This window comes from Chryseobacterium sp. W4I1, from assembly GCF_030816115.1.
Lineage (GTDB): Bacteria > Bacteroidota > Bacteroidia > Flavobacteriales > Weeksellaceae > Chryseobacterium.
Window position 1 is genome coordinate 2106920 of the sequence record NZ_JAUSXQ010000001.1, and the last position, 26505, is coordinate 2133424.

Sequence of the window (26505 nt, forward strand, 5' to 3'; positions counted from 1 at the left end):
CTATAATTTCTGCATGATATGGTCTAGTTCAAGATCATAGTTATAGCTGTTATAAAATGATTTCGCATTCTTAGCATATTCTGTATAATTTTCCAAGATACTATGTAAGGTTTTGGATACCTGCTCTTCTTTTTGAAAATCTATACACTCACCCATTCTGTTTGTCACGATGGTATTTATAAGCCCCGGAATATCATTTCCTATCATTGGAATAGAAAAATTAGAGAACTCCCATAGTTTGTTTGGTGCACAAAATATATTATTTAAAGAGGAGTGATCATAAGTTAAGATACCAATATCAGCATGACTGGTTACATGTAAATGATAAGGAGGAGCAACAAAAGGAATATGTATAATAGAAGGACAGATTACTTTCAATTTTTTTAGATAATCTGTTTCCTTTCCCATTATTATCAATGCAAAATCTTCTGATTGATTAATATAACGGCAAATTCCTTCCAGTTCTCTTTCAGGAAAAATTACTCCCTGGTAAATAATTTTCTTTTTGTCTTTTACTGGCTCTAATAGTTTAGATAATTCACCTGTTAGAGGAAGGTATCTTTGAGATAGATTAGAATAAGGTTTATTTAGAATAACGTCCGGAGTTTTGCTTAGTTTCCACCAAACCCGAAGTATGTTGGCTCTGTCTAAATTCGAACAAATTACCAGCTTTGCATTTTTCGCATATTTTTCAAGACCTTTTATGTACCTCGGAGCATAATCAAAAAGCTCATATAAATTAAGCACATAATTTAATGACAATAGTTTTTGGCCTAAAGCCAATGTAGTATCCGCTGCCGGAATCCAAATTAATTTGTCCTTGTACTGATTTTCATTTATAATTTTCCAAAAAGTTTTTCTGATTTTAAACCAGTATAAAAACTTGTTGGAAGAAGGCTTTATATTGGTTAAATGAACTTTATCACAAAGACTATTAAGTTCCTCTATTAAGTTTCCTTTTTCAAAACCTAAAACAAGATGTATTCTATAACCGTTTTTATTCAGATACTTTATAAAAGCCAATAAAGGAGGGTAATCTGAAACACAGGTTTTATGAACAATTACAATTTCTTTATTCTCCATTAAATTTGCTATTATATATTTTTACAAATTGATTCAACATATTGTCTGCTTTCGATCTAAGATCTTCTATATACTTCTGATGATTATTTTCTAAATCCAATTCTATTAAATCATTAAGCTTATCGATATTAAAACTATCATCCCATAGGGCAAATGATGGAATTTGCTCTGTAAGTATCCTTAATTTAGGTTCTATTTCAACGCAGATTACTTTTTTCCCTAACAAGCCGGCAATTATTGCTCCATGATAACGTGCCGTAATAAATGTAGAAAATGAATTTAAAATTTTTATAAAATCATTAATCTCCATTGCTTCAGGATTCCAGACTATACTTTTATAATTTTGGATCCTTTTCATCCATTTTGGATCTTTATCTTTTGCGAATACAATAAATGTAACGTCAAGATGCGGATTTGAACTTACAAAATTAATCAGCTGATCCTGATAATCCGCAGGACTGTTCTTCCAGTCCCAGTCTCTTACAATAATTCCTATTTTATTTGAGCCAATAGTCTGTGGGACATTTTGAACATATTTATGAAAATAGGACGAGAATACCACATCAGCTCCTAAAAATGATTTGATATTCCAATCATTGCAATACCCAAAAGAAACCTGATCTCTGACTCCGGTAAAAAGTGAATCTTTTAATTGATTCTTTGCAAATTCTATAGCCTGAATATTATTATTAAAAGGACCTAATCCAAAACCCAGAAAAGCTTTTTCACTTTTAATTACAGCTTCATTATTAGGACTTATTTTCTGGAATACCTTTTTTAATATTTTAACAGGGTTATTGGAGATATTATTCTTCAGCTTAGTTCTCAAAGTAGATTTTTCTATAAAAGAAAAAAATTGCGTTCCACCACCATAAACTAACAGATCATCTTTTTGACCATTATTATATGAAGAATCATTTAAAAATTTTGAGACATAATTATTTTCAGATCCTATAAAATTCAGTGATCTGTTTTTGATATTGGCATGAATGAAATCTTCAAATACGATCATCAATAAATCATCACCAAAATTACTATCGCCATATGCTCCTTTTATTGATATATTCATGAAATATAATATTTTATAAAATGATTTATTACTATAATAATAACTAATACAGATGTAATTAAACAAAGTTTTTTAATTCTTATCTGTTTTTTTTCAGATTTTAATATATCCCAGAATCTAAGCACAAACATAAAATAGAATCCAAGTAGGAATGAAATCGAAATACCCTGTAATCCTAAAGATTGTATGAGAATTATACTACATATAATTGAAATAATTGCTCCTAATAAAGATGTAATTGTTATTTTTAATGTATTTTTTTCCTTCTGATATTTTAACCCTAGAAAACCAGCAATTGCATTGAATCCAACTCCTAAATATAAATAAGGCATGTATTGCCAAGATTCAAAATACTCTTTTGAAACCAGTATTTTAGTCATAAAAGGAGATATTACTCCTAGGATAAAAGCTAAGGTTATTTCAAACATGATGAACTTTTCCAGCAATCTATTAAAAGTGGTATCATCTTTCTCCTTTAAAATCCTGTCTTGTAAAGGCAACAGTAAAACAGAATTGATCACTAAAAGCAAGGCTGGAAAACGGCTTGCTACGGCGTATAGCCCATTTCCTTCAGCACCCATATAATGCAGTATGATAAACTTACTTGCAGATGATATGGCCCACCAACTCATCAAATTAGGAATCAGAGGCAAAGAATAAGATGCCATTGATTTTATAAGCTTAGGATCCCAATATTCAAATTTGAAATACTGAATTATTTTTACTTTATAAAAAATCATAATACATGCAACTGCATAAGCTACAATATTGGCAATAAAAACACCTTCAACATTTAATTTTAATAAATAGATGAAAATGATATTAAAAACTACGATCAAAAAAGTAGTTAAGATTCCGTTTATCGCAAATTGTTTTGTATTCCCTTGCCCTCTTAAAATACTCTGTAATAAAGGCAGTAAACAATTGAGAAAAATCAGTATTATAAAATATCCCTGGTACTGAAAGCTATTAAAAAAGACATAAATTGAAAAACCGATGCAAAAAATAAGATAACCTATACACAATGTTATGATTGAATTGGTCATAATTTTTGCCTTGTCGTTTTCACTGATATATTCTTTATCAATTAACCATCTGTACGTTGCATCAGAAATTTGTAATGAAACTAGTGGCGCAAAAAGACTTATTGTGGTAAGCAGTAAGTCATATTCTCCCAATTCTTTTTTGGTGAGGAAATAGGTGTAAAAAGGAACTAATAAAAATGAAAGAATCTTTGAACCAAAGCTTCCTATGGAATAGGTTAAAGTTTCTTTAAACATCTTCTTTTTAAGCACAGAAGATATATTCATTTATTTACTTTTTATAAAATTCATAATGCGTTCACATGCTGTTCCGTCACCATAAGGATTATGCAATTCCCTCATAGATTGATAACGTACGGTATCATTTAACAAACTTTGCGCCTCTGAAACAATTTTATTTTTATCTGTACCTACCAGAATCACCGTACCTGCATCAACAGCCTCCGGCCTTTCTGTGGTATCACGCATCACCAATACTGGTTTTCCCAAGCTTGGAGCTTCCTCCTGTATACCTCCGGAATCAGTAATGATCATATAAGACTGGTTCATTAACCATACAAAAGCAGGATATGCCAAAGGCTCTATCAGTAGTACATTATCAATTTCAGATAAAATTTCATACACAGGGCCTTTTACATTGGGATTCAGATGTACCGGATAAATAATCTGAACATCTGAATTTTTGAGAGCTATCTCTTTTAATGCTTCGCAAATATTAATAAATCCCTGCCCATGATTTTCTCTTCTATGTCCTGTAACAAGTATAATTTTTTTGGACAGGTCTACACTTGTTCTAAGTGCTTCTATTTCCTTATTCTCTATATTTTCAACCTTTGCTGAACTATAGAACAATGCATCTATCACAGTATTTCCGGTAACCAATATATTTTCTTCTTCGGTATTCTCTGCTAATAAGTTATGCTTTGATTGTTCTGTCGGGGCAAAATGATAATCAGCGATACGTCCCGCAACCTGGCGGTTAATTTCTTCCGGAAATGGAGATCTTTTGTCATGTGTTCTTAGTCCGGCTTCTACATGGCACACTTTGGCTCCAGAATAAAAACTTGCAATACTGGTCGCCATTGTTGTCGTTGTATCTCCATGTACATAAACATAATCGGGATTAAAATCTTCTAAAACAGATTTCATTCCAGTGATAATATCAGCCGTTAAATTATATAAGTTCTGACCGGGCTTCATTAAATTCAAATCATAATCTGGTTTGATATCAAAAAAACTTAAAACCTGATCTAACATCTCTCTATGCTGAGCTGTAACACAAACTTTAGTGTCGAATGATTCTTCTCTTTGAAATTCTTTTACCAAAGGAGCCATTTTAATAGCTTCTGGTCTGGTTCCAAAAACAATTAGATGTTTTTTCTTCATAATTTTAAGCAAACAAATAGTTATAATTTAGAATCACATTCTTTCAGGACTCCTTTTACGTCATAAATCACACCTCCTTCCTTCAGATAGTTTTTCAGATCTATATTTGTGAATTCCTGATGTGCTACTGTCAAGATAACCGCATCAAACTTTTCATCCGGAATTTCATTGACAACATTCAGGTTATACTCATGTTTCACTTCTTCAGGATTTGCCCAAGGATCGAAAGTAGTAACGTTTAAAGCATAATCCTCAAGACCATGGATCACATCCACGGCTTTGGTATTACGGACATCCGGGCAATTCTCTTTAAAGGTTATTCCCAAGTTTAAAACTCTGGCACCATTGATGGCTACCTTACGTTTAATCATTGTTTTTACCAACTGGGAAGCTACATACTGTCCCATGGAATCATTCAGACGGCGTCCTGCCAGTATAATTTCCGGATGATAACCGTTTTCCTGTGCTTTCTGGGCAAGGTAATAAGGATCTACTCCGATACAGTGTCCGCCCACCAATCCTGGTTTGAAGGGTAAAAAGTTCCATTTGGTACCTGCAGCTTCCAATACTGCATGGGTATCAATATCTAAAATATTAAAGATTTTTGCCAGTTCATTAACGAAGGCAATATTAATGTCTCTCTGTGAATTCTCAATTACCTTGGCTGCTTCTGCTACCTTAATCGTAGGAGCCAAATGAGTACCTGCAATAATCACAGATTTATATAATTGATCTACTTTTTCACCAATTTCCGGTGTTGAACCTGAAGTCACCTTCAGGATCTTCTCTACGGTATGCTCTTTATCCCCCGGATTAATACGCTCCGGAGAGTATCCTGCAAAGAAATCTTCGTTGAATTTCAATCCTGACACTTTTTCAAGAACAGGAATACATTCTTCTTCAGTAGCACCTGGATATACAGTAGATTCGTAAATAACAATATCGCCTTTAGACAATACCTTACCTACAGTTTCTGAGGCTTTATAAAGGGGTGTAAGATCAGGACGGTTATTTTTATCAACCGGAGTCGGAACTGTAATAACGTAAATGTTTGCATCCTGAATATTATTAATATCATAAGAGCAGTATAGTCCCTTTTCAGTATCGCTGCTTAAAGGATTATCCTGCAGCAGTACAGATTTTAAGATCTCATTTTCTACTTCCAGAGTACTGTCTACCCCTGTATTCAGTTCCTCAATTCTTTTCTTATTGATATCAAAACCTACAACCGGATATTGGGTTGCAAATAATCGGGCTAAAGGAAGACCTACATACCCTAATCCGATAACGGCAATTTTATATTGTTTTTCCACAAAGATTCAATTTAAAAATATTTACTTTAAGTTTTCCCAGTACCAGCTAATGGCTTCTTGTAAACCTTTTTCTATAGTATGGCTTGGTTTATATCCTAATAATTTTTCTGCTTTTTCTACCGAGGCTAATGAATGCGGAATGTCTCCGACACGGTTCGGGCCGTGGATCGCATCAATGCCTGCAATTTCTCTGTCGAATTCACTTAAATATTTTTTAAGATACCCGATCAGATCATTTAGTGTCGTACGATCACCCACTGCTGTATTATAAACTGTATTAACTGCTTCAGGATTCTCAGTCAGCATAGCCAGCTCATTCATCTGAATGACATTATCTATGTAAGTGAAATCACGGGAATAATCTCCGGTCCCATTAATTTTCGGAGATTCATGATTGATTAATTGCTTTATAAATAATGGGATTACGGCAGCATAAGCTCCGTTAGGATCCTGTCTTCGACCAAATACATTGAAATATCTCAAACCGATACATTCCATCCCATAAGTTTTTCCAAAAACATCAGCATAAAGCTCATTGACATATTTGGTAATAGCATACGGTGATAGTGGCTTTCCGATAATATCTTCCACCTTTGGTAACGAGGCAGAGTCACCATAAGTTGATGATGAAGCAGCGTATACAAAACGTTTTACTTTCGCATCCCGTGCTGCAATCAGCATATTTAAAAATCCTGAAACATTCACATCATTGCTTGTAGCAGGATCTTTAATAGACCTAGGAACAGATCCTAAAGCGGCTTGATGCAGAATATAATCAACATTTTCCACTGCTTTCTGGCAAGTCTCCAGATCACGAATATCTCCCTCAATCAGTTGATAATTTGGATTATTAAGGAAAGGCTCAATATTATGACGGTGCCCTGTTGCAAAATTATCCAGGCAAACTACATCGTGTCCTTTGTTTAAAAAGTATTCTGTCAAGTTGGAACCGATAAATCCTGCTCCCCCTGTTATTAAAATTTTATGCATTTCTAAGATTTAAAGATTTTTTTCCACCAACTTTCTTTTGTGGCATTGCTGTAGCCATAACCATAACTGTAATTATACCCATATCCTCCTGCGCGTTTTGAAACATCATTAATAACAAATGATACATTAGAGAGTTTATTATCCCTTACCAGATCGTTAGCAAAATCCAATAGTATGTTTCTTGATACTCCTGATCTCACTACATATAAAGTCGCATCGGCAGTATCAGCAATACTAAGGGTATCTGAAACCAGCATCAGCGGAGCCGAGTCAATAATAATATAAGTATACTGAGATGACATCTGCTCAATGAGTTTCTGGTACCTTCCATTAGAAAGTAGCTCCTGAGGATTTGGTGGAATTGCTCCTGCATAAATGACATCACAGAAAGGATTGGTAGTTGATGTATGAATAAGCTCTTCTACATTCACCGATTCATCATATAAAAATTCTGTAAGACCTTTTCTTTTGGTAGGTTCACTGTCATATCGCTGAATTTGTGGATTACGGATATCTGATCCTATCAAAAGAGCTCTACCATTTTTATTCGCTAATGTAAGGGCAAGATTAACAGATACAAGAGTTTTCCCCTCTCCTTTTACTGAAGAGCTTACCATAATAACCTTGGCAGAATCTTTTACCGGCAAAACAAATTTAAGATTGGAAACAAGTACTCTGAATGCTTCTGCAAGTTCTGAAAAGTCATTTTTCTGTACCAAATGGTTTTCATTATCTTTAAGTGATGGTATATCCACAAGGACGCCCAAATTGGAACGCTCTTTAATATCATCTCTGCTGTAGATTTTATCATCCAGCATAAACAATAGATATAAAATGGCAAAAGGAATTAATATTCCAAGAAAAAAAGCTCCTAGAAAAATAATATCTTTTTTAGGGGATACCGGCGTATCTAATGTAAACGCAGGATTTACAATTTTAGCTTTCGGTACATCTACCGATAGATTAATTGCATTTTCTTCTCTTTTCTGCAATAAGAATAAAAACAGCTGTTCTTTAAGATTTTGCTGTCGTTCAATTCCCCTGTATACTTTAGATTGTCCGGGAACCTTTTCTATCATAGAATTACTTGTTGTAATCTGATTTTGCAATTGAGCAATTCCCGCTTTTACCGTTTCTTTTTGCTGACGGATGTTATCACGGATAATCTCCTTCAATGCACCGATTTCCCTGTTCATCTCTATGACAGCCGGGTTTTCATTGGTTGCCTGTTTTAAAGTCTTATTTCTAGTAATCAAAAGTGAATTATACTGAGAAATAGACTGTTCCAGCGATGGGTTCAGCCCAAGATTGGAAGGCATGAGCTGGTTGTTATTCTTTGAAGCTTCTGAAGTAAGGGAGTTTAAGAGATCAAGCTGAGTTTGCTGAAGAAGAAGTGACTTTGTATTTTCACTAGTATTCTGAAGAGCTAGTTCTGCCTGTGCTTGTAAATCTACAATACGATTTCGGTTCTGGAAATCTTCCTTCTGGTTTTCTACCCCGGAAAGATCTTTAGTAATAACTTCCAATCTTTTATCGATAAACTCTTGGGTATTCTGAGCCTGTAAATTTTTGTCTCTCTGACCATCCAAATTATATTGTCTAGTCACCTCATTAAGAATAGCCTCCGACTTCTCAGGAAGGGATGCAATGAGGCTAATATCCATTAGCATCGCTTTTTCATCCGGTAAGTTTACCTCTATTGTTTTTTCCAGTTTCTTTACCTTCTCAATTGGATTCCAGAAAATAATTTTATATTTTGATCCAAAAGCAACAGAACGATTTCTTTGTAGTAATACCGTTCCAAATTCCAACTTTAAAGGAATATTAAATCTACCGGTAATTGTACTTCCCTGCTTCTCACTCGTAAGTGTAAACTGATCATCCTTTACATTGATAACTTCATATTGAGACGATACAAATTTTTTATTATTGTAGGTTAATATTTTTGCAGTAATAGGAGCAATGGCAAACAGCTGTGAATCTTTAATATCTCCTGCATTGAAGTATTCAACGTTAAGATTAAGATTTTTTACGACCTGCATAAGTATAGGCCGTGAGCTGACAACGGCAGCTTCACTTTTAAGTTCATCAGAATTGCCTAAACCGATCCCAAGATTATCGAGATCAGACAAAGCTGAGGAAAGATCCGTTTGCTTTTTATCAAACTTTAGTGTAGTCTTTGACTGATATTGAGGGACAGTATATCTAAGATAAATATAAGCACCTATTACAAAAACCAAAATAGAGGCAATAAACCACGGCCATTTGTATAGGTATTTTGAGATGGCTTTTCTTAAATCCAATTTCTCTTCCTTTGCCTGAAATTCTATCTGATGCATATTCTATTTTCTTGTTAAAGCAATAATAAGAGTACCTGCCGTTAATAATGCACCAATAATCTGGAATGTAAGGGCCCTATTCGGATTAGTGTTTGCCAGAACCTGTTTATTTTGATCTGGCTGCACATATAGAATATCATTTTGCTTCATATAATAATAAGGTGAATTTACAATATCTGATCTGGTAATATCTATATTAACAATCTGGTCAACCCCATCATCCCCTGTACGGATAAGTTTCACTTTCGTTCGGTCACCATAATCTGTCATATCACCTGCGAGACCCAGTGCCTGAAAAATATTAATCTTTTGAGAAACACTTTCCTTTTGACCCGGATTCTTCACTTCCCCCAAAATACTTACATTAAAGTTTTTCAGACTAATGGATACCATTGGATCTGTAAGATATTTTTTAAGACGGGTTTCCAGATCTTGCTTTAGTTGTACTTGAGTCATACCTCTGGCGAATACATTTCCGATCACAGGAAAATAAATAAATCCTTCGTCATTTACTAAATATTCACTAGGCTGCGCATACTGATTGATTCCGGCACCTGTATCATTTCCCACCTTATTTGCTGTATTAAGATTAAATGGTTTCACGGCAATTTCATCCAATGCAGAAACAAGAATCAGAAGAACATCACCTTCCTGGATATGCAAACCTTGATACTTTGCTTTGGTCACTTCTTCTTCCATAGTGTTTTTTGACACATATATCATATTTTGCTTGGGTTTGCATGATAGTAAAGCAACTGATAAAAGGATCAGATATGGAATAATAGATTTCTTCATATGTTTTTTTAAAGTCTACTGAATTTAATGTTCGATTTATTACAGGTATAATAAAAGAACGGAATACGTATATATTTATTTTAAAAACAAAGCTCACCAATCCGTGAGACATATTTAATATATTATACTAATTTTAGATTAATTCTTGTTGTAGCAATTTTCATTCCGATTATAAATAAAATACTAATAATTGTTTATTTTTTTTTAAAATTCATCTTGTTCAATCTTATATTAATAGATTTCAGGCTCAGGAATTTTATCCAGAATTTCAAATTCCGAATTGTTACTGATAAACTCCGGCACTATGGCTTTCAATATCTTAACAACCTGTAAGCCGTCTTTTTTAATAGCTGAGCGCATAATTTGCCTGCATAAAATTTCTATATCTTCAAACTCCATCAACGGATCCCGGGATATCATAATTTTTTCATGATGCGTAGGAATTGTAGTAGAATTATCTGTTAATAACTCTTCATATAGTTTTTCGCCTGGTCTTAAACCAATAAAATCAATTTTAATATCAACATCAGGTGTATAGCCTGATAATTTTATCATTCTTTTGGCCAGATCTAAAATTTTAATAGGTTTACCCATATCAAAAACATAAATCTCACCTCCTTTCCCCATTGTTCCTGCCTGAAGTACCAATTCACACGCTTCAGGAATCGTCATAAAGTAACGGATGATATCGGGGTGAGTAATTGTGACCGGACCACCCTTTTCAATCTGCTTTTTGAAATGTGGTATCACCGAACCATTAGATCCCAATACATTTCCAAAACGGGTTGTAATGAATCTCGTCGTATTATCTGGAGAATTCTGTAAAGACTGTACAAATAGTTCGGCTGCTCTTTTAGAAGCCCCCATTACATTGGTAGGATTCACAGCCTTATCAGTAGATACCATCACAAAACGGTTAACATTATATTTTTTGGAAAGCAGAGCTAAATTTCTGGTTCCCCCAATATTAACAAAAATAGCTTCATGCGGATTATCTTCTATTAAAGGGACATGCTTATAGGCTGCTGCATGATATACTATTGAAAACCGATACTCTTCAAATAATTTTTCAAGGCGATGGCTGTTTGAAATATCTGCCAATATAAACTTGAAATTTTGATTGGGAAATCTTTCCATCAGCTCAAGTTTCAGTTCATACAACGGAGATTCAGCCTGATCTACGACTACAATTAGTTCCGGATGCAATTGAGCAACCTGTCTTACAATTTCACTACCTATGGATCCTGCTCCTCCGGTTATTAAAATGCAATTATTAAAATGACGGCTTTTTAGCTCCTCACTTTCAATTTTAATTGGTGTGCGGTTGAGTAAATCTTCAATCTGAAGCGGGCGGACAGCTCCTATAATACCATTATCCTGCATTTTATTTGTGGCAGGTGCCTTTAATACCTTCAATCCTTTATCTAATGCCATAGCCGTCCATTCTTCCATTTCCGGTTTAGGCATCATTTCTGTCATTAAAACGGCATCAAATTGCTTCAACCATTGATCCCTTTTAAGAAATTCTTTTTTATTATAAATTTTACGGCCCAGCAACATGGCTTTTTTGGAATCTGATCTTGAACTAAGAAATCCTTCCAAACGATAAGGATGTCCGGGATTATGAATAATAGCATTCGCTAACGATACAGATTCGCCTTCTATTCCTACAACAGCGATTCTTACTTTGGATGCAGTGCCCTTATATTTAGGATCCATCATCATGCTGAAAAAATGCTTAATAAGCATTCTGAAAAAGAACATGGTAAAAGTTGAAATGAAAAAAAACAAGAAAAGAACAGGATATAAATAAACAGGCATACCCAAAACCCAATCTGATATAAAATTGATTACCAGTAATACTACAAGAGCACTAATCGAGGACTTAACAATTTTAAAAAAATCAAGAAAAGTAGAGTATCTTATAATTCCTGCATACGTTTTGAAGAAAAACATGCATGCCATATGAACGGCAAGAATTGTTAATATTTTCGCAGTCTGATATTCAGTAAAATTAATTTTTACCTTCAGGCTTTTTAAGAACAGATATGAAATTAAGATAGAAAAGCAGATAATTGAAATATCAATAAAAAAAACTAACCACCTCGGTACATACCTTAACTCTTTGATTTTATAAACATTCCCCATACTAAAAAATAGACCTAAAATATTATATTTTTGATTAATTCAACATTTAGTGGTTTTTAGTTTGATACAAATATAATACATTATTACTAATGTTTTTTCATCTTATTTATTAATTATGATTTATTATGATGTAAAAAATCACTATTATATTAATAGTTTCATACCTTCATTTTTCAGAATATTTATGTAACTTTTTGCAAAACAATATTTTGCAAGGAATTGAAATTTATACATCTAAGAGTACCACATTTGAAAGTGACAAACAGAAAGTATAATTTTAAAATAAAATTTAATCAAATAGTTAAAACAAATTTGTTTTAATCAAAAAGTTTTTATGAAAGTGCTTTGAAATTGGAGAAGAGGAAAATAGAAAAAGGGTAAAGACATCCATTCACAGAAGAAAAATAAAAGACAATATCCTTTACATTTTTTTAATAAGTGCTTTGGCCAATGGTATCGGATGACACTCATACGGCAGATTCATTTAAACAAAGCAAAAAAAACATTATTCCTTTCTGAAAATAGTGAAGACTAAATTAGTTTTATTTCAAGAGTTTTAAAAAAATATTTTATTATCAATAAAATTCCCGCTTTTCTAATACCCCTTGTCTATACATTTCAGTATATATTAATTGTCCTTTTTTTCTTGTATTTAAGATGGCTTCTCCGGTTTCTTCATTATATTTTTGGAATAATTTGTAAAACTTCCATGTTCCGGTGGATAAACCATCTTTATACTCTGCTTCCAGATAAGTATAGGGATCTGTAAATTCCAGATATTTTTGTAGATCTAAAGATCCATTTGATTTGGTTTCTATCCATTTTCCTTCTTTATGATGGTTCTTCACTATGCCCTGTTCATCATCATCTTGATAAGGACCATCTTGATCATAATATCTTGTAAATTTTCCGGAGGTCAGAATCTGGTATTTCTGTAAAGATTTCAATTGAAAAGGACTTTCAGTCAACTCATAATCCTGTAGAGAAATGATATAATTTTCATCGATATTAAACAGGGTATAGTTGGCAAATCCCATTTCTCTCTGATGATTAAGATAGATTCTTTTCATATCGATCAGCTTGCCGTCCTTCGTTGAAACTAAATACATTTTTTCAATAAACGGTTCGGCATAACGAACGGTATTATAGACCGCCATAAAGTACAGTGAATAATCTCCATAACACAGAAAATGAGAAGCTATTTTAATCTGGTCATATTTTTCATTGACATTATTGCTGAATGGCAGAAAAACATGGTATTCTTCAGGAAGCAATACAAGATCTTTTTTGATTGGTTTTTCAAATTGTAATGCATTGATTTCTTTCAATTTATTTTCGTCCTGTATGGCAGGCAGAATAGAATCTACGGTTATCCGTTTTGAAATATCTGAATATCCAAATGGCAGACTGATACAATCAGCTTTATTGGTGTTAAAAACTGATCCTTTATCTGGTGAATGTGCTTCTGTGCTTGTTGCTTTATTTTCTGTCTGAGCCTTACTGTAGCAGGAAAAAAGGAAAAACAGAAGGCTAAAGCAAGCAATATTAATTTTAGGCATAGATATCTGATATTGGGGTGAAACCGTGAATATGCAAGTGGTTATTATGTCTTGGGGTAGCGGTATGGGTGGTATGAGGTAACCGTGTACTGGCATTGTCCGCAGTACTGGTATTGGAGGCGTTGGAAAAATTTTCTGACCGTCCTAATATAAATCCAAAATCAAAAAGAATATTCCGAAGGATGACCTCATTGTCAAAATCAAAATTCGCTGCGCTAAGGATCGTATTAACTCCATTTTGCTGAGTGGTTAATAAATTCAGATCTCCCGCTTCTCCGTTCACATGCTCCGCACTGGGATAGCACGATGCATCAGAATAAGAAAAACCCTGAGATACGATATAATGATTGTGACCTTCCTGCCTGAATTGTGCCAATGACCCTAAGAAGCCGGCAAATAAATCCGGCTGGATGCTTCTTCTCCTGGTATGCTGAAAACCATACCGGATGATGACTCCATTTTGATTATAATTGAAAGCTTCAAATATTTGTGGTCCCACACCGGCATTCTCTAAAATATCCATATTGACCAAATCCACACTTTCTGCCTGATTGGCGTACCATTTGTCGGTGGCTCCATCACCGAGGGTTCCGTTAGAATACACCAGTAACTGATGGGCATCTATCTGTTCTCCGGCAGCCCTGTTCGCTGTGAAATCTATTGTATCCAAAAGAGTCCCTCTCTGGGCCAGCGGTGGAATGGTATTGACTCTTCTTTTTCGGGTTACACTTTCTTTGGTTCTGGCGCAGATCCTGTGTTCATTATCGTTTTGGTCATAATAAAAAAAGATCACTTCAGTAGAATGGGCATTCCTGACTTTCTGAATCCTTCTTCTTTTTTCCGGATTTGTACTGATCACCTGTAAAGTATTGTAGGTATTACTGCCATGATGGATGGTATAGATGTTTTTATTGACCACTCTGAATCTTCCTCTGTCATCATTCAGGAAAATGCCGGCTCCGTTTACTTCTTCCTGCCCATCTCCGTAGGCACAGGGATTATTGTCTGTTCTTTCTACCACTACTTCCAGATTAATGCTGTTATCCGCCAGTCTTCTGGTCCAGTCATCAAAAACAGCTCTTCCATCAGGTCTTAGTTGCAGCTTAATAATGGCTTTATTGCTATGGTCAGCTCGTAAATTAGTGTAATGATCATGTGTACCTCCGTTATTGTTAAGGGCATCAAAATTTCCTACCTGTACTGTAAACAGCCTCTGTGCTTCATATCGGTCAGGAGACACAAAACGCATTAACTGTAATGGATCTGTATTTTCTGTCATGGTACTTGCTGAAGGTCTTATCACCGCATCTATGCTTAAATCTGTCATATTGCTGGTCTCTATGATCAGATAAACCGTCTTGCCTAATATGGAATCGTATGGAATATTTTGATTCTGATGATCTTGCTGTACATGAGCAGAATCAATTTTTGTGAAATTGACTCTTGTTCCGTTATCTGTTGTCGTTTTCTTGGCAAAATAAACTTCAGTAACGCGCTGCAATGAGTTATCGGGAGTATCCGGAGCCAATGGGCCATTTAAAGTTTGAGTTTGCCCGGAATCTGTTATTGTAATACGTGTTGCCATTTTAAGATTTTCTTTTTTTAATACGGGAGTTTTTATATTCCTGATGGGGATTATCCTGAATTTCATTTTCCTAAATAAGGTAAGGTTCAGATTCCTAATTTTTCATTCCACTGATCTTCACCCTTCATCCATCTTATCTTTTATAGTTCTTCATGGCTTATTTCTTTTATATGATAGATAATTTTCTTTTGGTAGTTTTCTCCCAGGGAAAATTCTGTGGTAAGTTTATGCTCCAAAACTTCTTTGGTTTTAAAATCCAATAAAATCTGCCCTTTATATTTGTCCAGTTTTGGAACATCTGTTTCCTTGTTGAAAGCTATTTCCTTTCTTTCCATTTCCCCATAAAACATTTGCCAATTTTTATCTGAAGGAATATTTCCAATATACTGTATCAGTAATAATTCATCATCACAACGCATGGCCTCCGGTTGTACATACTCTTCTATATCTATTATGGTATTGGCCATAAAATTACGGTAGCGTACGGTATACTTTATCTGATCTTCCTTTTCATACCTTCCATAAAATTTATGAAGGACCATTCCAAAATGATTATTTTTTAAAAAGTCTTTACTGACTAAATTTTCATTCTGGTAAAATTCTTTTAAAAACGTATAAAAATCTTCAGTCTTTTTGCCTACATAGGATCGGGAGAGCTTTTCTACCGTTTTTTCCACTTTATCCTGAAGAACTGACAATTCCTCTACGTTTTTTAAACGGACATATGGGTCCGTTATAAGCACTACATCATCATTGATCTCTGCAATCCTTGCTAAAAAATCTTTTTCGGACAGTGACAGTTCTTTATCGCGATGAATTCTGTCAAAAATTTCGATATGATATTCAAATTTTTCTTTTTCTAAACACCTCAGCGTGACATGAAAATTTTTGTTGAGCTCGCTTCTATGCGTTTTTCCGTTGATGGTGGTATATTCATTGTAGGAAAAGCGATAAAACTTCTTTCCCTCTAAAAGGTTTAATTTAACATCTATAGGAAATACTGGCTCCATAATTTTTCACTCATTTATAACTTGTTACTTCCAGTTAAACTTAGTATTCGTTTTTTTCTTTTCTAAACATTCCTGTACACTATATTTTGAGGGGCAGAGAAAACAATTTGTATCAGAATTTATAAAATAGTTATTCAGATTAATTTCCCGGTTATATGACAATACATGATTGGTTTCTTTTTCACATATTGAAGTTGCCGGATAATCAACATAGTCGTCTTTGGCAATTTTATGATGATTAACCGAGGAACTCCCCTTGTTTATCCGAGTAATGGCAATATTGTTTTTATTTTTTTTAATCTTAAAAATGTATGAATCAGAATTATTAAGACTATTATATTTGATCGATAGTCCGTTTACCGACTGATCTAATAAAAGTTCATAATCTTCCTGAAAAATGTTCTTATTATTAATATTATTCAAAGAGACAGGTATTTTAAATATAAGATTTTTGTTATGAATTTTTACCGTTCTTAAAGCATAGCAACTATCGCATTTGACATCGGTTACTTGGTTGATAAATCCTATTTTTTTCTTATTCTGTAAAACCGGAATATCGTTACTCACTGAAATGCTCTGGCAACTTTGCAAAGAATAAAAAAGGATGAAAAACAGGTATATTATTTGTTTACGCATTCTGTATCGTATTTAAAAAATTCTTTAGTCCATTTGGTATAATTCTTTCTTTCGGCTATATTAGTTTGACCTCCATTAATAGCCGTTGTTACTTTTTCAACATCAGAGTCCTCTAATCCATTATCCATCGCCTTAATAGTAGCGGTTTTATAAATGGTAGAATACCAGCCGGCAGAATTAAAAGCATGAAATAAATTTTCAGAAATGTTTTTAGCATATGTTTTTAATCCTTCATAAAAGGCTTCATCCAGCCCTTTTTCACGAGCTTTGGGTCTGTTTTTCACACACTCACCAACACTTTCGTAGCCTGATCTGAAATCTATATAAGTGTCATAATGGGTAGTGCTATTAACATAGTCATAATAGGCAAGATAATTATAATCATGAGTTATCTGTTTCATTCCCCTTCCCTGGAAAGCGACACCCCCTTTATAATTATCCGGTACAGAGTCCCTGCTTTCATAGGTATAGGTGAAACTTATGGTTTCCAGATACATTTGACCTAGAAAATGAATTTTTCTTTTGCATGTTTTAATTTCGAATTTCTTAAACATCGCATTCATTTCATCTGTAAATAATTTTATTTTATCTCTGTTTTCAGAGATCTTTCCGCTGGTAATACCAATAGCAATTATTTTTTCTTTGCCACTAGTGAAAAATGAATCTCTTTTTGATTTATAATTTTGCTTGTCCCTTAAGTGATAAATTAAATCTATCATCTCATCCACTGTGACATCTCTTTTACAGTAGCAAGGAGTTCCTATAATCTCAAACCTTTCGCTTTCTTTATTTAAAAACTCATGTGTATCATCTGGAAATTTGATTTCATCTTCTGTCCCTGTTACTTCAGCTTTGAAATATAAAAAGGCGTTTACATCTGCTCTTTTACTAAATTTCTCTATCAATTTCTTTAGATCCGGATCACTTTTGGGACGCAGTGTTATTTCTTTAGCATACACCAGTGTTCCGTTGATCGTGAATTCAACAGTACTTTTCTCCGTCTCACCATCTAAAAACTTTACAGAATTTTCATAGACGTTTTCTGCGTTTTGCAATTTATTTTCATGAATCTCCACAGAGAGCTTTCCGGTAGTTCCCTGGCATTCTGCTACGACCCATACTTTCTTTTTAACGATAGTTTTATCTATTTCTTCATATTCAACGACAGGCTTACCGTCTTTCATTTCCTGTACTTCCTCTTCCCAGGTAATCTTTACTTCTTCTTTGGCTTTTAATTTTACAGAATCTTCCTTATCGGCCTGAATGTTTCTTCTTTCTTTTTTTTCATACTTCTTTTTCACATCAGATACCAGCCCACCGCTTTTAATAGCATAGGTTTCTTCTTTCTTTTCCCAGGTCATTTTAGGAACTTGTTTCGCAAAATATATTTTCACAACATTCACTTCATGATCTACCTGGTGGGGTATATCATAAACCTTTTGATTGGGATTTGCTGAATAGTCGTCTTTTTGCTGTTCTTCACTCATGCCATTTAATTTTGAGCTAATTATTGAAATCATCTGATTGGATATACTTTGTTTTCAAGTCTTTAAGTACTTGTGCCTTTAACTTTGTGAGCAGGTCTTTTAATGTAATGTTCAGATTACCATTGATCTTACATGTATTGTCTTCTCCGCAATAGTATTTGATGTCATACAGATATTTTTTATGGTTATACAATATAATTTAGGAGACCTTTGTATCATTATCCCAGTTCCCACAATACGTAAAAGGTATGAAGACTGCCTGACGTTTATTGATGTTATAATAAGATATATTATTGGTTTTTAAATTGATGAGACCGGATTGTGCATAGGGGTAATGATAAACGATACTGTCGCTGTAGTTTTTGTTTTTAACAGCGGCACTGATGATTGTTACAGCTCCGTCAAACCTTTCTTTTTCAGAGTTGCAGGGATTAATCACTTGTATGGTAAGTTTAGTTGACATTGTTCCGTCTTTAAAATTCTTATTGACAATCAATGAATCCTGATAATAGATTTTCAAACTGTCAGGAACAGTTTTTTGCCCGCAAACAGGAATGAAAAATGATACTATAAAACTGGTTGCTAAGCTTTTCATTTTTTATATGATATATTGCTAATTCATCTTCTGTATAATTACTGTTTTATGCTTTTTTCTAAATGTTTGAAAATATTGATCTACCAACAAAATTTATCTGATACTGCATATTCTGTACATTGATCAATGGTTTTCAGTTTGTCTCCAACAATTTTATTTTTAAAAAGCTTTCTTTCTCTAGTATCACTCACTCCTGTTATTAGATATTTTCCTGTTTTGTCCCATCCATAGAAAGGGGCTTTATCGAAAAAATCTGGCATAAATATAAATCTGTTTTCTTTTTCAGACCATTTGTAAAATTGATACATATCATTGTCTCTCATAGAGCTTGCAAGATCGAGGATAAGAAGGTCTTCATATCCATCATTATCCACATCTGTTACTGATATAAAATTGTAGTCTTCATTCCGAAAAATCATTTTTTTCTTACTTACAAAATCATTTTCTTTAAAATCTTTATCCTTATAATAATCATAAGTATCATAATATGAACTCTTATTGATCACTTGCCAATGCTGAAGTTCAACTGTTCCTTCTATACATTCGTAGGCAGACTTAGGTAAAAAGCCATTGGTGTCTTCCTGTATTTCAGGAATGGTATAATTTTTTCGTCCTGCCAAATCTTCAGACTTCGAAAGTCGCAACCGAATGTCCATCTTTTTTTTATTGACTTTCAACGGAATGGTTACCACATATTGCAAAGGAATACTCAATGTATCTACATATTTTTGCATACTTTGCTTCTTGGAAGACGCCGATATTTTACCACCAATTTCCGTAGAATCAATTTTTGCTATATTGATATCCTCTTTGTCTGAGGTTCTTTTAGATTGATTTCTCGCACAGGAAATCAAAAGTATTAGTATTAAAATGTAATTTTTCATTCAGTTATATTGCTAATCTTTTCAACATAAGAAATTTTTATCCCTTTATATTCTTCATAATTTTTAAAAGTTGCATTTCCATTGCTATCAATATTCGTTATATAATGTCCGCCATTATATAGTTTTATAAATTCAGCATCTAACAAGGATTTAACAGAAGAATTATCAGCTTTTTGTGGCATATATTTATTTAAATATGAAAGTTCTGGAATAGTTGTTGGGCACCACTTATAGGTGAGGTTTCCTTCTTCTTGCTCAGTTGGTTTTACTAAATAATTGCTTTTTTTTAATAATTTTTCCAAATAATCTTTAGCCGCGTCTAACTTGTCCGAAATCTTTTTGTCCATCTTTATGGATAAGTTTTCCTTCCAATTCCAAATATAATTGGGGTTCTTGTTTATTCTTGAAATATAATCTTGATCCGTTTTTTTTCTTTTTTCATAACTGAAATCTATTTGACATATTCCCCAACCATCTGGTTCTCCGTAGTTTGGTATTCCTTTACTTTCAAATACCCTTCCAGAAGGACCGTATACAGCTTCTTTTCTGTTTTTTCCTTTCCCTACAAACTCGGGATCCCAAAATTGTCTTACAACTGGATGAAATTCGCTACCTGATTCGTGAAGAATCATTCTATATACTGGCCAATATTTTAAATATCCCTTATCATTCATATATTTTTTCACAGTTTCCTTCGTAGGATTTTTTCCTCTTATATAAAACTGGAAAGTACTTAAAATAGAAGTTTTAGCTTCATTCCACATCTCCACAGTTGCAGTACCTCCTCTAAATAACCCACGAAAATCAACATCCCATTTGGTTTTTCCTTTATTGGCGATCATATAAGCGTCCCCCCCATCAGATCTTGCAGGGAAATAATCAACGTCGTTTCTGTTATAGAGCGGTGCACTTGCCTCAAACTTAAATGCTGTCTTTAATCTAAACCTTAAACTTTTATGTATACAATCCTTTCCTATAAAAACTTCAATTCTTATTTTCGGCATTGCTGGTTCCGGGGAAATAAATACGAAAGATTCAGGATCAATTTTTACATCATTATAATAAACAGAAACGGTATAAATATTATCCTCTGGTGTTAAAGCCTGCTCCACCATAGGAATAGGTTTTGCTATGGCCGAATTAAATTCAGGATTACAATAGATAAAAGATTCTTTCACAAGAGTCGTTTGTTTTTGAATAGTAGTACTCCCTAAATTTTGCCATGGACTTAATTTTATAACGCTCATACAGGGAGGAGGAGACATATTTCTTGCCGGCCATTTTGGATGCCCGCAGTTTCCTTTGAATTGAAGGTTGACCATATTGTTTCCGTCGCCCTTTGTTGCAAATATCTTATCCTGAAGGTTTATTTCATTTGAGGTTACTTTCAGTTCTCCTGGCGCCTGAGCATAGGGACACTTCAACGTGGCTCCATGCATTACCATTTCTCTTTTTTCTGAAGGAGAATCGCCATTGGATTTTTTTTCTTTTTCTGCTCTTTTTTCAGAAAGTTTCTGATCGTGCGCTGAAGTATTCTGATCTTCCATGTATTACTGTTTTGGATTGGATTCAATTGTCAAGGCCGGAATCATATTCATGGGCAATGATGAAAATAAATTTTCATTACCCGTAATAGATTTAGCCTTTACTTACTTTAACGTCTTTTCCTCCCTGGAATACGGCCAATGATGATCCTCTTAGCTTTAAATCACCTTTAGAGGTCTGTATATCGGCTTCTCCGGAAGTGCTTTTGAATTTATTACCGGTGCTTTCTGTTTGATCCTGCTTAACGGTAATGTTTTTGTTTTCAGAAGTCTGAGTGTATCTCTTGGTGATAGATTCGGTGAGGTCATTTCCGATATTCAGGCTGCTGTCCTGCCCAACTTTAGTAGTCATATTCCTTCCTACGGAAATCTGCATGTCTTCTCCTGCAGTAAAGGTCATATTCTTAGGTGCAGTAACGTGAATATTACCCTGACCATCCATAAAATAAGTATTTCCGCTTGGATCTTTGATGGTTACACTTTTATCGGCATCGTTCATTAAAACCTTAATACCGCTTCTTGTCTGTATAGATTTCAAATGATTGTCCACGCCACCGCCCAGACCTACTTTCCCATGAAACATTCCACCCATGGCAAACGGAAAATCGGGGTTGTGGTATTCAAATCCCACCATAACCTGGTCGCCAATCTCAGGAACGGCTACAAATCCCCTGTTTTGTGTGATAGCATCTGTTCCCCCTGCATCAGGGCTCATCATTCTGATAAAGTGGGTGGTATCATTTACCTGCCAGTCAAACCGGACCTGTATTCTGCCCTGATTCAATGGATCCACATTGGATATAACGGTTGCCACCTGCGGTTCAGCTTTAGGCATTTCAAAATCAGGTTTTGGCATAAAACCGGTACCTTCAGCGATGGCTTCAAAACGTCCGGTATAATATCCTCTTGCATCAACTTCGTGGCTCACTTCTGTAATCATAAGCGTTGTAAAATGCGAAGTTTCATTACTGCTGGTCTTTCTCATGGCCAGGTCTGCAACACAGCCAATATACAGGAACGGTACTGTGGTCTGTCCTGAAACGGTAAAAACCTCTACTGCCTTACTTCCTCTTGCGCTCTTTTGAGAATCATCCACATCACGGAACATATTGGCATTGATAGGAGTAGGAGTCAGTGATCGTGTTGTGAAAATACTGTCATTCAGTTCATAGGCCTTAGAAGATAATTCTCCCAAATGTTGTATACGATCATCAGCACCCACCATTTTAGTATGGTTGCTGCTGTTATAGCCAAAGTATTCCGGTTTGGTGTGAACGGCTTTCAGCTCAACATTTACATCATTTACATTGCTGCCATAGATTAGCTGGATAGGTTTTTCAGAGGATGGCAGCTTTCCGAAATGAAGGATTTCACCGTCATAATAGAACTGTTCTCCGTAGGCTTCTGCAATCCTTGTAAGGTAATTGTAATGGGTTTCGTTATACTGTGAACTGTAATTGATGTAACTTTTGTTTTGGGTGTCTATCCTGAAATCGAATTTGTTTGAACCTAAAGTTTCCTTGATAATCCGGTTGGCAATAATATTGGTATTCACCAGCTGGTCTCCTCCGAAACTTTGGGTATGTGGAGCAGAATCCATCAGAATTGTGGGACTTTTTCCTTTTAAAATGATATTTCCCAGACTCATCTTTTCCTGGCTGAATGCCACTTTGGTAATGAGACCTACAAATGTTCTTTCGGGACTCTCGCTTTCAGCATCTTTATATTTAAAAACAACAGTGATTCTTTTTCCTAAAAACTTTTGGGCCTGTTCAAGGTTGTGATTTTGTGCTTCGCCTAAAGAATCATGAGCCAATACCAGTTCAAAATCATGGTGCTGTCTTGCACTCTGTTGCAAACGAAAGTGTTTAAAGTGATTGACAACTTTGCCCTCAACCACAATTTCCAGTTTTACCACACGGTTGATGCCCGAAATATGGTTTTCTGAAACTTTATCAGAATTTGAGGTGTTTTTCATAATATTTTGTGCTTTTTATTTGCTATTATGTCACCTAAGTTAGATAAAAATATGCTAGTAAATATAAATTTATATTAAAACTTTAAAATTGTAGTAAAACTACGATTTCTCCAAACAGATTCATTTTAAAGAACTTAACATATTGGCATGAGAATAAATAAGAACAAATCACTATTGAATAAAAATTGCATTTATATTTTTAATAAAGACAAAGCCAACATTCAATTGATCTTTTAAAAACTTCCTTTACAGTTATAAAAATTTAGCTCAAATACATTTAATTTCCAAAATTTACGAAGTGAGGAATATCTGTTCCAAAACTATTCATCGGTAAAATGTTATTTCGGTTACTGTTAAAATCAAAAACAGAATTATTATCGAAAGGAACGCGGGGATAATAGGTAAAAGAAATCTGAATTCTGTTGAAAACCAAAAACGGATTATTAATTAAAACACCCACTCCTATTTTTGTATTGGCAGTAGTTTTAAGTAATTTATCATCAGGCATTCCCAACCAACCGACAGCAGCAGTTAAATAGGGACTAAAATGGAAATTCTTCCACGTTTTATTGACAAAAAGCTGCAGTTGATATCTTAAAACCAATTTTTTAGTTCCGATAAAATCTGAATTATAAACCGGAAATTCGTCTGCAGCTGAAAGATTAATTCGGTCTCTGTAAGAATAATTATGCTGTGGATTCCCTAATGCCAGAGTGGGAGAAAAGAAATGTCTTGCCTTGGCAAATTTCCAATCCATGAGATTGGTAAAATAGGTTCCATCCAAACGGAAAGATTCGCGATTTTGACTGTCTTCATTAAAGAATCGTCCAAACTCAGCTTTTAAATTGAAATAACCTATTTTTATAAAACTACCATAAGACGCAGAAATTCCTGCATAAGGCATTATGGCTTTACTTCTTGATAAGGCTCCGGCAGTCAGATTAACCGAACTTCCATAAGCAATATCCTCCGGTAAATCATATTGAAAAATATTCTTCTGAACCGAAAAATTTCTGCGGATAAATCCGGCAGACATCAGAAAACTGCTGTAAGAACTAAAATATTGGTACTGGTCAATTCCTGGACTGTCTTTGTATTGATAATTCTGAATTCTCCCTATCAGTGCAATATTACTGTTGACTCTTTCCTTCAAATCGGATGAAACCGGGATCTGATAACCACCCCATAAATCCTGGCTGTACACCTTGATTTGAACTTCCGGAAAGGTAGTATCCGTTGCTATCGGAAGCGCAACATTCCGCATAAAATATTCAAAAGTAAAGCCACCTGCCCATTTCGTCAAAGGTGAGAAAAAATCCCTTCTAACATTGAAATTGATTCTTTCATTTTTCAAAAAATCCCGTTCTCCCAGGATCTGTGCATTGATGTAAGACCCCCAAAGGTTATATGCGGTGTAACTTCCTAAAAGATAATCCTGCTTTTCTTTTGAATCATTTCTATATAACAAATTCAGTTCGTGTCCCAGCCCTAATACATTTTCTTCAGTAACTCCCAAACCGATTTTGCTTCCCGAATAACTGACTCTCGGTTTTAAACTCCAGGAGTCGAGAACTTTTACCACCACATCAATGGAATCTTTACTGGATGTACTGTCGGATACACTGATATTAACTCTGTTTATAAAAGGCATTGTTCTCAGCAAACGCTCAGATTCGTAGAGTTTCTGGGCATTATACTCCTCACCTTTCTTAAAAAGCAAATAATTATTAACGGTAGTATCTCTTGTATTGGCATGCAGATGATTGGTGAACCAGTCATACCATTTGGATTTTTCTTTTTTGTCTTGTGAGCCATATCCAAAGGGATCAATTGTTTCTATCCTGATATTTCTGATATATTTCCCGTTATGAGTTTCCTGTAAAAGTTTCTCAGTTGTTGTTCTGACAGAGGCCGAATCTGCCTGCCTACGAAATATGAAACGGTGAATGAATTTTGTAACTTTCGTTTTATCTGAAAAGTTCTCTATTTTATAATAAAGCGAGTCCTTTTTCTCCTGCGCATTTAACAGGGAAAAACTACTTAAAAATAAAATTAAAATTGCAATCAGTCTGTTCATAATGATCTAAGAATTGGATAAGGCTGTTCATATCAATTTATACGCCAACAGGGATAAAAGACGAGCTTTTAATGGAAAAAATAAACCAGGTACCACAGGGGAAATTCCTATTTCTCATATCAACCTTGTGATTAAGATGTTGAATATAAATTATTTTATATTGAAAACTCAATATTTTTGATTTATAAACAGTTATGACTCATTTAAAGTATGATTAATGAAATCATTCATTGTACAGGTTTCATTTTTTTGGTCTTATTATTGAATAAGTTTTACGACCAATCCAGTTAGTTGGGTTTAGATCAGTTCAGAGGTTTCCAGAAATTCTTCATCAGAATTATCCTCTATCTTAATAGAATACCCATCAACTGAAATAAAGCTTAAATCACTAAATAATACTATTATGGAAACTAAAGAAATTTCAAGAATTGCCCTTGGCACATTTTTGATCACTGCAGGCGTTGGCCATCTTACCTTTGCAAGAAAACAATTTCAGGCTCAGGTACCGGATTGGGTTCCTTTAAAGAAAGATGATACCGTTATTTATTCCGGAATAGCCGAAATACTTCTAGGTACCGCCATTATCGCCACTCCTAAAAAACACCGGAAAACAGTAGGTAAAGTTGTAGCCACCTTTTTTGCCGCAGTTCTTCCCGGAAATATTGCTCAGTATAAAAACAGAAGAGATTCTTTTGGACTTAATACCGATAACCAAAGAATGGCCAGACTCTTCCTGCAGGCTCCCCTGATTGCCTGGGCTTTAAAATCTACGGATGAGTAAGACCTAATATACAGTTGACCTAACATCGCTCCTATTTTAAGCAGCTGATAATTGGTAAGCTGAATCATAGTACAAAAACCGGACATAGCAGTAAAAAATGCCTTGTTTTTTATAAGTAGTATGAATAATCAAGAGTTTTCCGGCAAGTAGTGATCATTAAAAGTAACTACCGCCGATACCGCATCAATCCTTCAGGATTATTG

General features: G+C 34.4%; 20 protein-coding genes. 1 reads left to right on the forward strand and 19 read right to left on the reverse strand.

The window, feature by feature from the left end; all coding sequences use genetic code 11:
* The 19 genes from QF044_RS09840 to QF044_RS09930 all read right to left on the reverse strand — a co-directional run bounded on the left by QF044_RS09840 (nucleotide 1) and on the right by QF044_RS09930 (nucleotide 25521).
* Nucleotides 1–1083, reverse strand: a complete 1083-nt coding sequence (locus tag QF044_RS09840) for a hypothetical protein (RefSeq protein ID WP_307266351.1) — start codon at nucleotides 1081–1083, stop codon at nucleotides 1–3.
* Entirely contained in the window at nucleotides 1073–2152 is a 1080-nt protein-coding gene (locus QF044_RS09845; protein ID WP_307266354.1) for a polysaccharide pyruvyl transferase family protein, read from the reverse strand. The genes QF044_RS09840 and QF044_RS09845 overlap by 11 nt, the downstream gene beginning before the upstream one ends.
* Nucleotides 2149–3462 (reverse strand): lipopolysaccharide biosynthesis protein, encoded by a 1314-nt coding sequence (locus QF044_RS09850; protein ID WP_307266356.1) that lies wholly within the window; start codon nucleotides 3460–3462, stop codon nucleotides 2149–2151. The genes QF044_RS09845 and QF044_RS09850 overlap by 4 nt, the downstream gene beginning before the upstream one ends.
* The gene (gene wecB, locus QF044_RS09855) at nucleotides 3463–4581 is read right to left on the reverse strand and encodes a non-hydrolyzing UDP-N-acetylglucosamine 2-epimerase (protein ID WP_307266358.1); all 1119 of its coding nucleotides are present in this window, start codon (nucleotides 4579–4581) and stop codon (nucleotides 3463–3465) included.
* A gap of 20 nt (nucleotides 4582–4601) precedes the next feature.
* Nucleotides 4602–5894: a nucleotide sugar dehydrogenase gene (locus QF044_RS09860; protein WP_307266362.1), complete on the reverse strand. Its 1293-nt coding sequence runs from the start codon at nucleotides 5892–5894 to the stop codon at nucleotides 4602–4604.
* Nucleotides 5895–5915: 21 nt separating this feature from the next.
* Complete coding sequence (locus QF044_RS09865) at nucleotides 5916–6884, reverse strand: SDR family oxidoreductase (protein WP_307266365.1); 969 nt, start codon at nucleotides 6882–6884, stop codon at nucleotides 5916–5918.
* Nucleotides 6885–6886: 2 nt separating this feature from the next.
* Complete coding sequence (locus QF044_RS09870; protein WP_307266367.1) at nucleotides 6887–9223, reverse strand: polysaccharide biosynthesis tyrosine autokinase; 2337 nt, start codon at nucleotides 9221–9223, stop codon at nucleotides 6887–6889.
* 3 nt (nucleotides 9224–9226) lie between these two features.
* The gene (locus QF044_RS09875) at nucleotides 9227–9946 is read right to left on the reverse strand and encodes a polysaccharide biosynthesis/export family protein (RefSeq protein ID WP_307271985.1); all 720 of its coding nucleotides are present in this window, start codon (nucleotides 9944–9946) and stop codon (nucleotides 9227–9229) included.
* Nucleotides 9947–10249: 303 nt separating this feature from the next.
* A complete protein-coding gene (locus QF044_RS09880) occupies nucleotides 10250–12166 on the reverse strand; it encodes a polysaccharide biosynthesis protein (protein WP_373462619.1) in 1917 nt (638 codons plus the stop codon).
* 575 nt (nucleotides 12167–12741) lie between these two features.
* Nucleotides 12742–13725 (reverse strand): hypothetical protein, encoded by a 984-nt coding sequence (locus tag QF044_RS09885; RefSeq protein ID WP_307266371.1) that lies wholly within the window; start codon nucleotides 13723–13725, stop codon nucleotides 12742–12744.
* Nucleotides 13718–15310, reverse strand: coding sequence for a hypothetical protein (locus tag QF044_RS09890; protein WP_307266373.1), 1593 nt, complete (start codon nucleotides 15308–15310; stop codon nucleotides 13718–13720). The genes QF044_RS09885 and QF044_RS09890 overlap by 8 nt, the downstream gene beginning before the upstream one ends.
* Before the next feature lie 140 nt (nucleotides 15311–15450).
* Entirely contained in the window at nucleotides 15451–16320 is an 870-nt protein-coding gene (locus QF044_RS09895) for a hypothetical protein (protein WP_307266376.1), read from the reverse strand.
* Between the two features lie 24 nt (nucleotides 16321–16344).
* On the reverse strand, nucleotides 16345–16956 hold the full coding sequence (locus QF044_RS09900; protein WP_307266377.1) for a hypothetical protein: 612 nt from the start codon (nucleotides 16954–16956) through the stop codon (nucleotides 16345–16347).
* Nucleotides 16941–18443, reverse strand: coding sequence for a hypothetical protein (locus QF044_RS09905; RefSeq protein ID WP_307266379.1), 1503 nt, complete (start codon nucleotides 18441–18443; stop codon nucleotides 16941–16943). Before QF044_RS09905 ends, QF044_RS09900 begins: the two co-directional genes overlap by 16 nt.
* A 199-nt stretch (nucleotides 18444–18642) precedes the next feature.
* Nucleotides 18643–19038, reverse strand: a complete 396-nt coding sequence (locus QF044_RS09910; RefSeq protein ID WP_307266381.1) for a hypothetical protein — start codon at nucleotides 19036–19038, stop codon at nucleotides 18643–18645.
* 80 nt (nucleotides 19039–19118) lie between these two features.
* Entirely contained in the window at nucleotides 19119–19922 is an 804-nt protein-coding gene (locus QF044_RS09915; protein ID WP_307266383.1) for a hypothetical protein, read from the reverse strand.
* A complete protein-coding gene (locus QF044_RS09920; protein WP_307266386.1) occupies nucleotides 19919–21469 on the reverse strand; it encodes a PAAR-like protein in 1551 nt (516 codons plus the stop codon). The genes QF044_RS09915 and QF044_RS09920 overlap by 4 nt, the downstream gene beginning before the upstream one ends.
* Nucleotides 21470–21560: 91 nt before the next feature.
* Nucleotides 21561–23444: a type VI secretion system Vgr family protein gene (locus QF044_RS09925; protein WP_307266388.1), complete on the reverse strand. Its 1884-nt coding sequence runs from the start codon at nucleotides 23442–23444 to the stop codon at nucleotides 21561–21563.
* A gap of 277 nt (nucleotides 23445–23721) precedes the next feature.
* Nucleotides 23722–25521 (reverse strand): hypothetical protein, encoded by a 1800-nt coding sequence (locus QF044_RS09930; protein WP_307266390.1) that lies wholly within the window; start codon nucleotides 25519–25521, stop codon nucleotides 23722–23724.
* Nucleotides 25522–25924: 403 nt separating this feature from the next.
* Here QF044_RS09930 and QF044_RS09935 point away from each other — a divergent pair, with 403 nt between their 5' ends.
* On the forward strand, nucleotides 25925–26302 hold the full coding sequence (locus QF044_RS09935) for a hypothetical protein (protein WP_307266392.1): 378 nt from the start codon (nucleotides 25925–25927) through the stop codon (nucleotides 26300–26302).
* Nucleotides 26303–26505 lie beyond the last annotated feature (203 nt).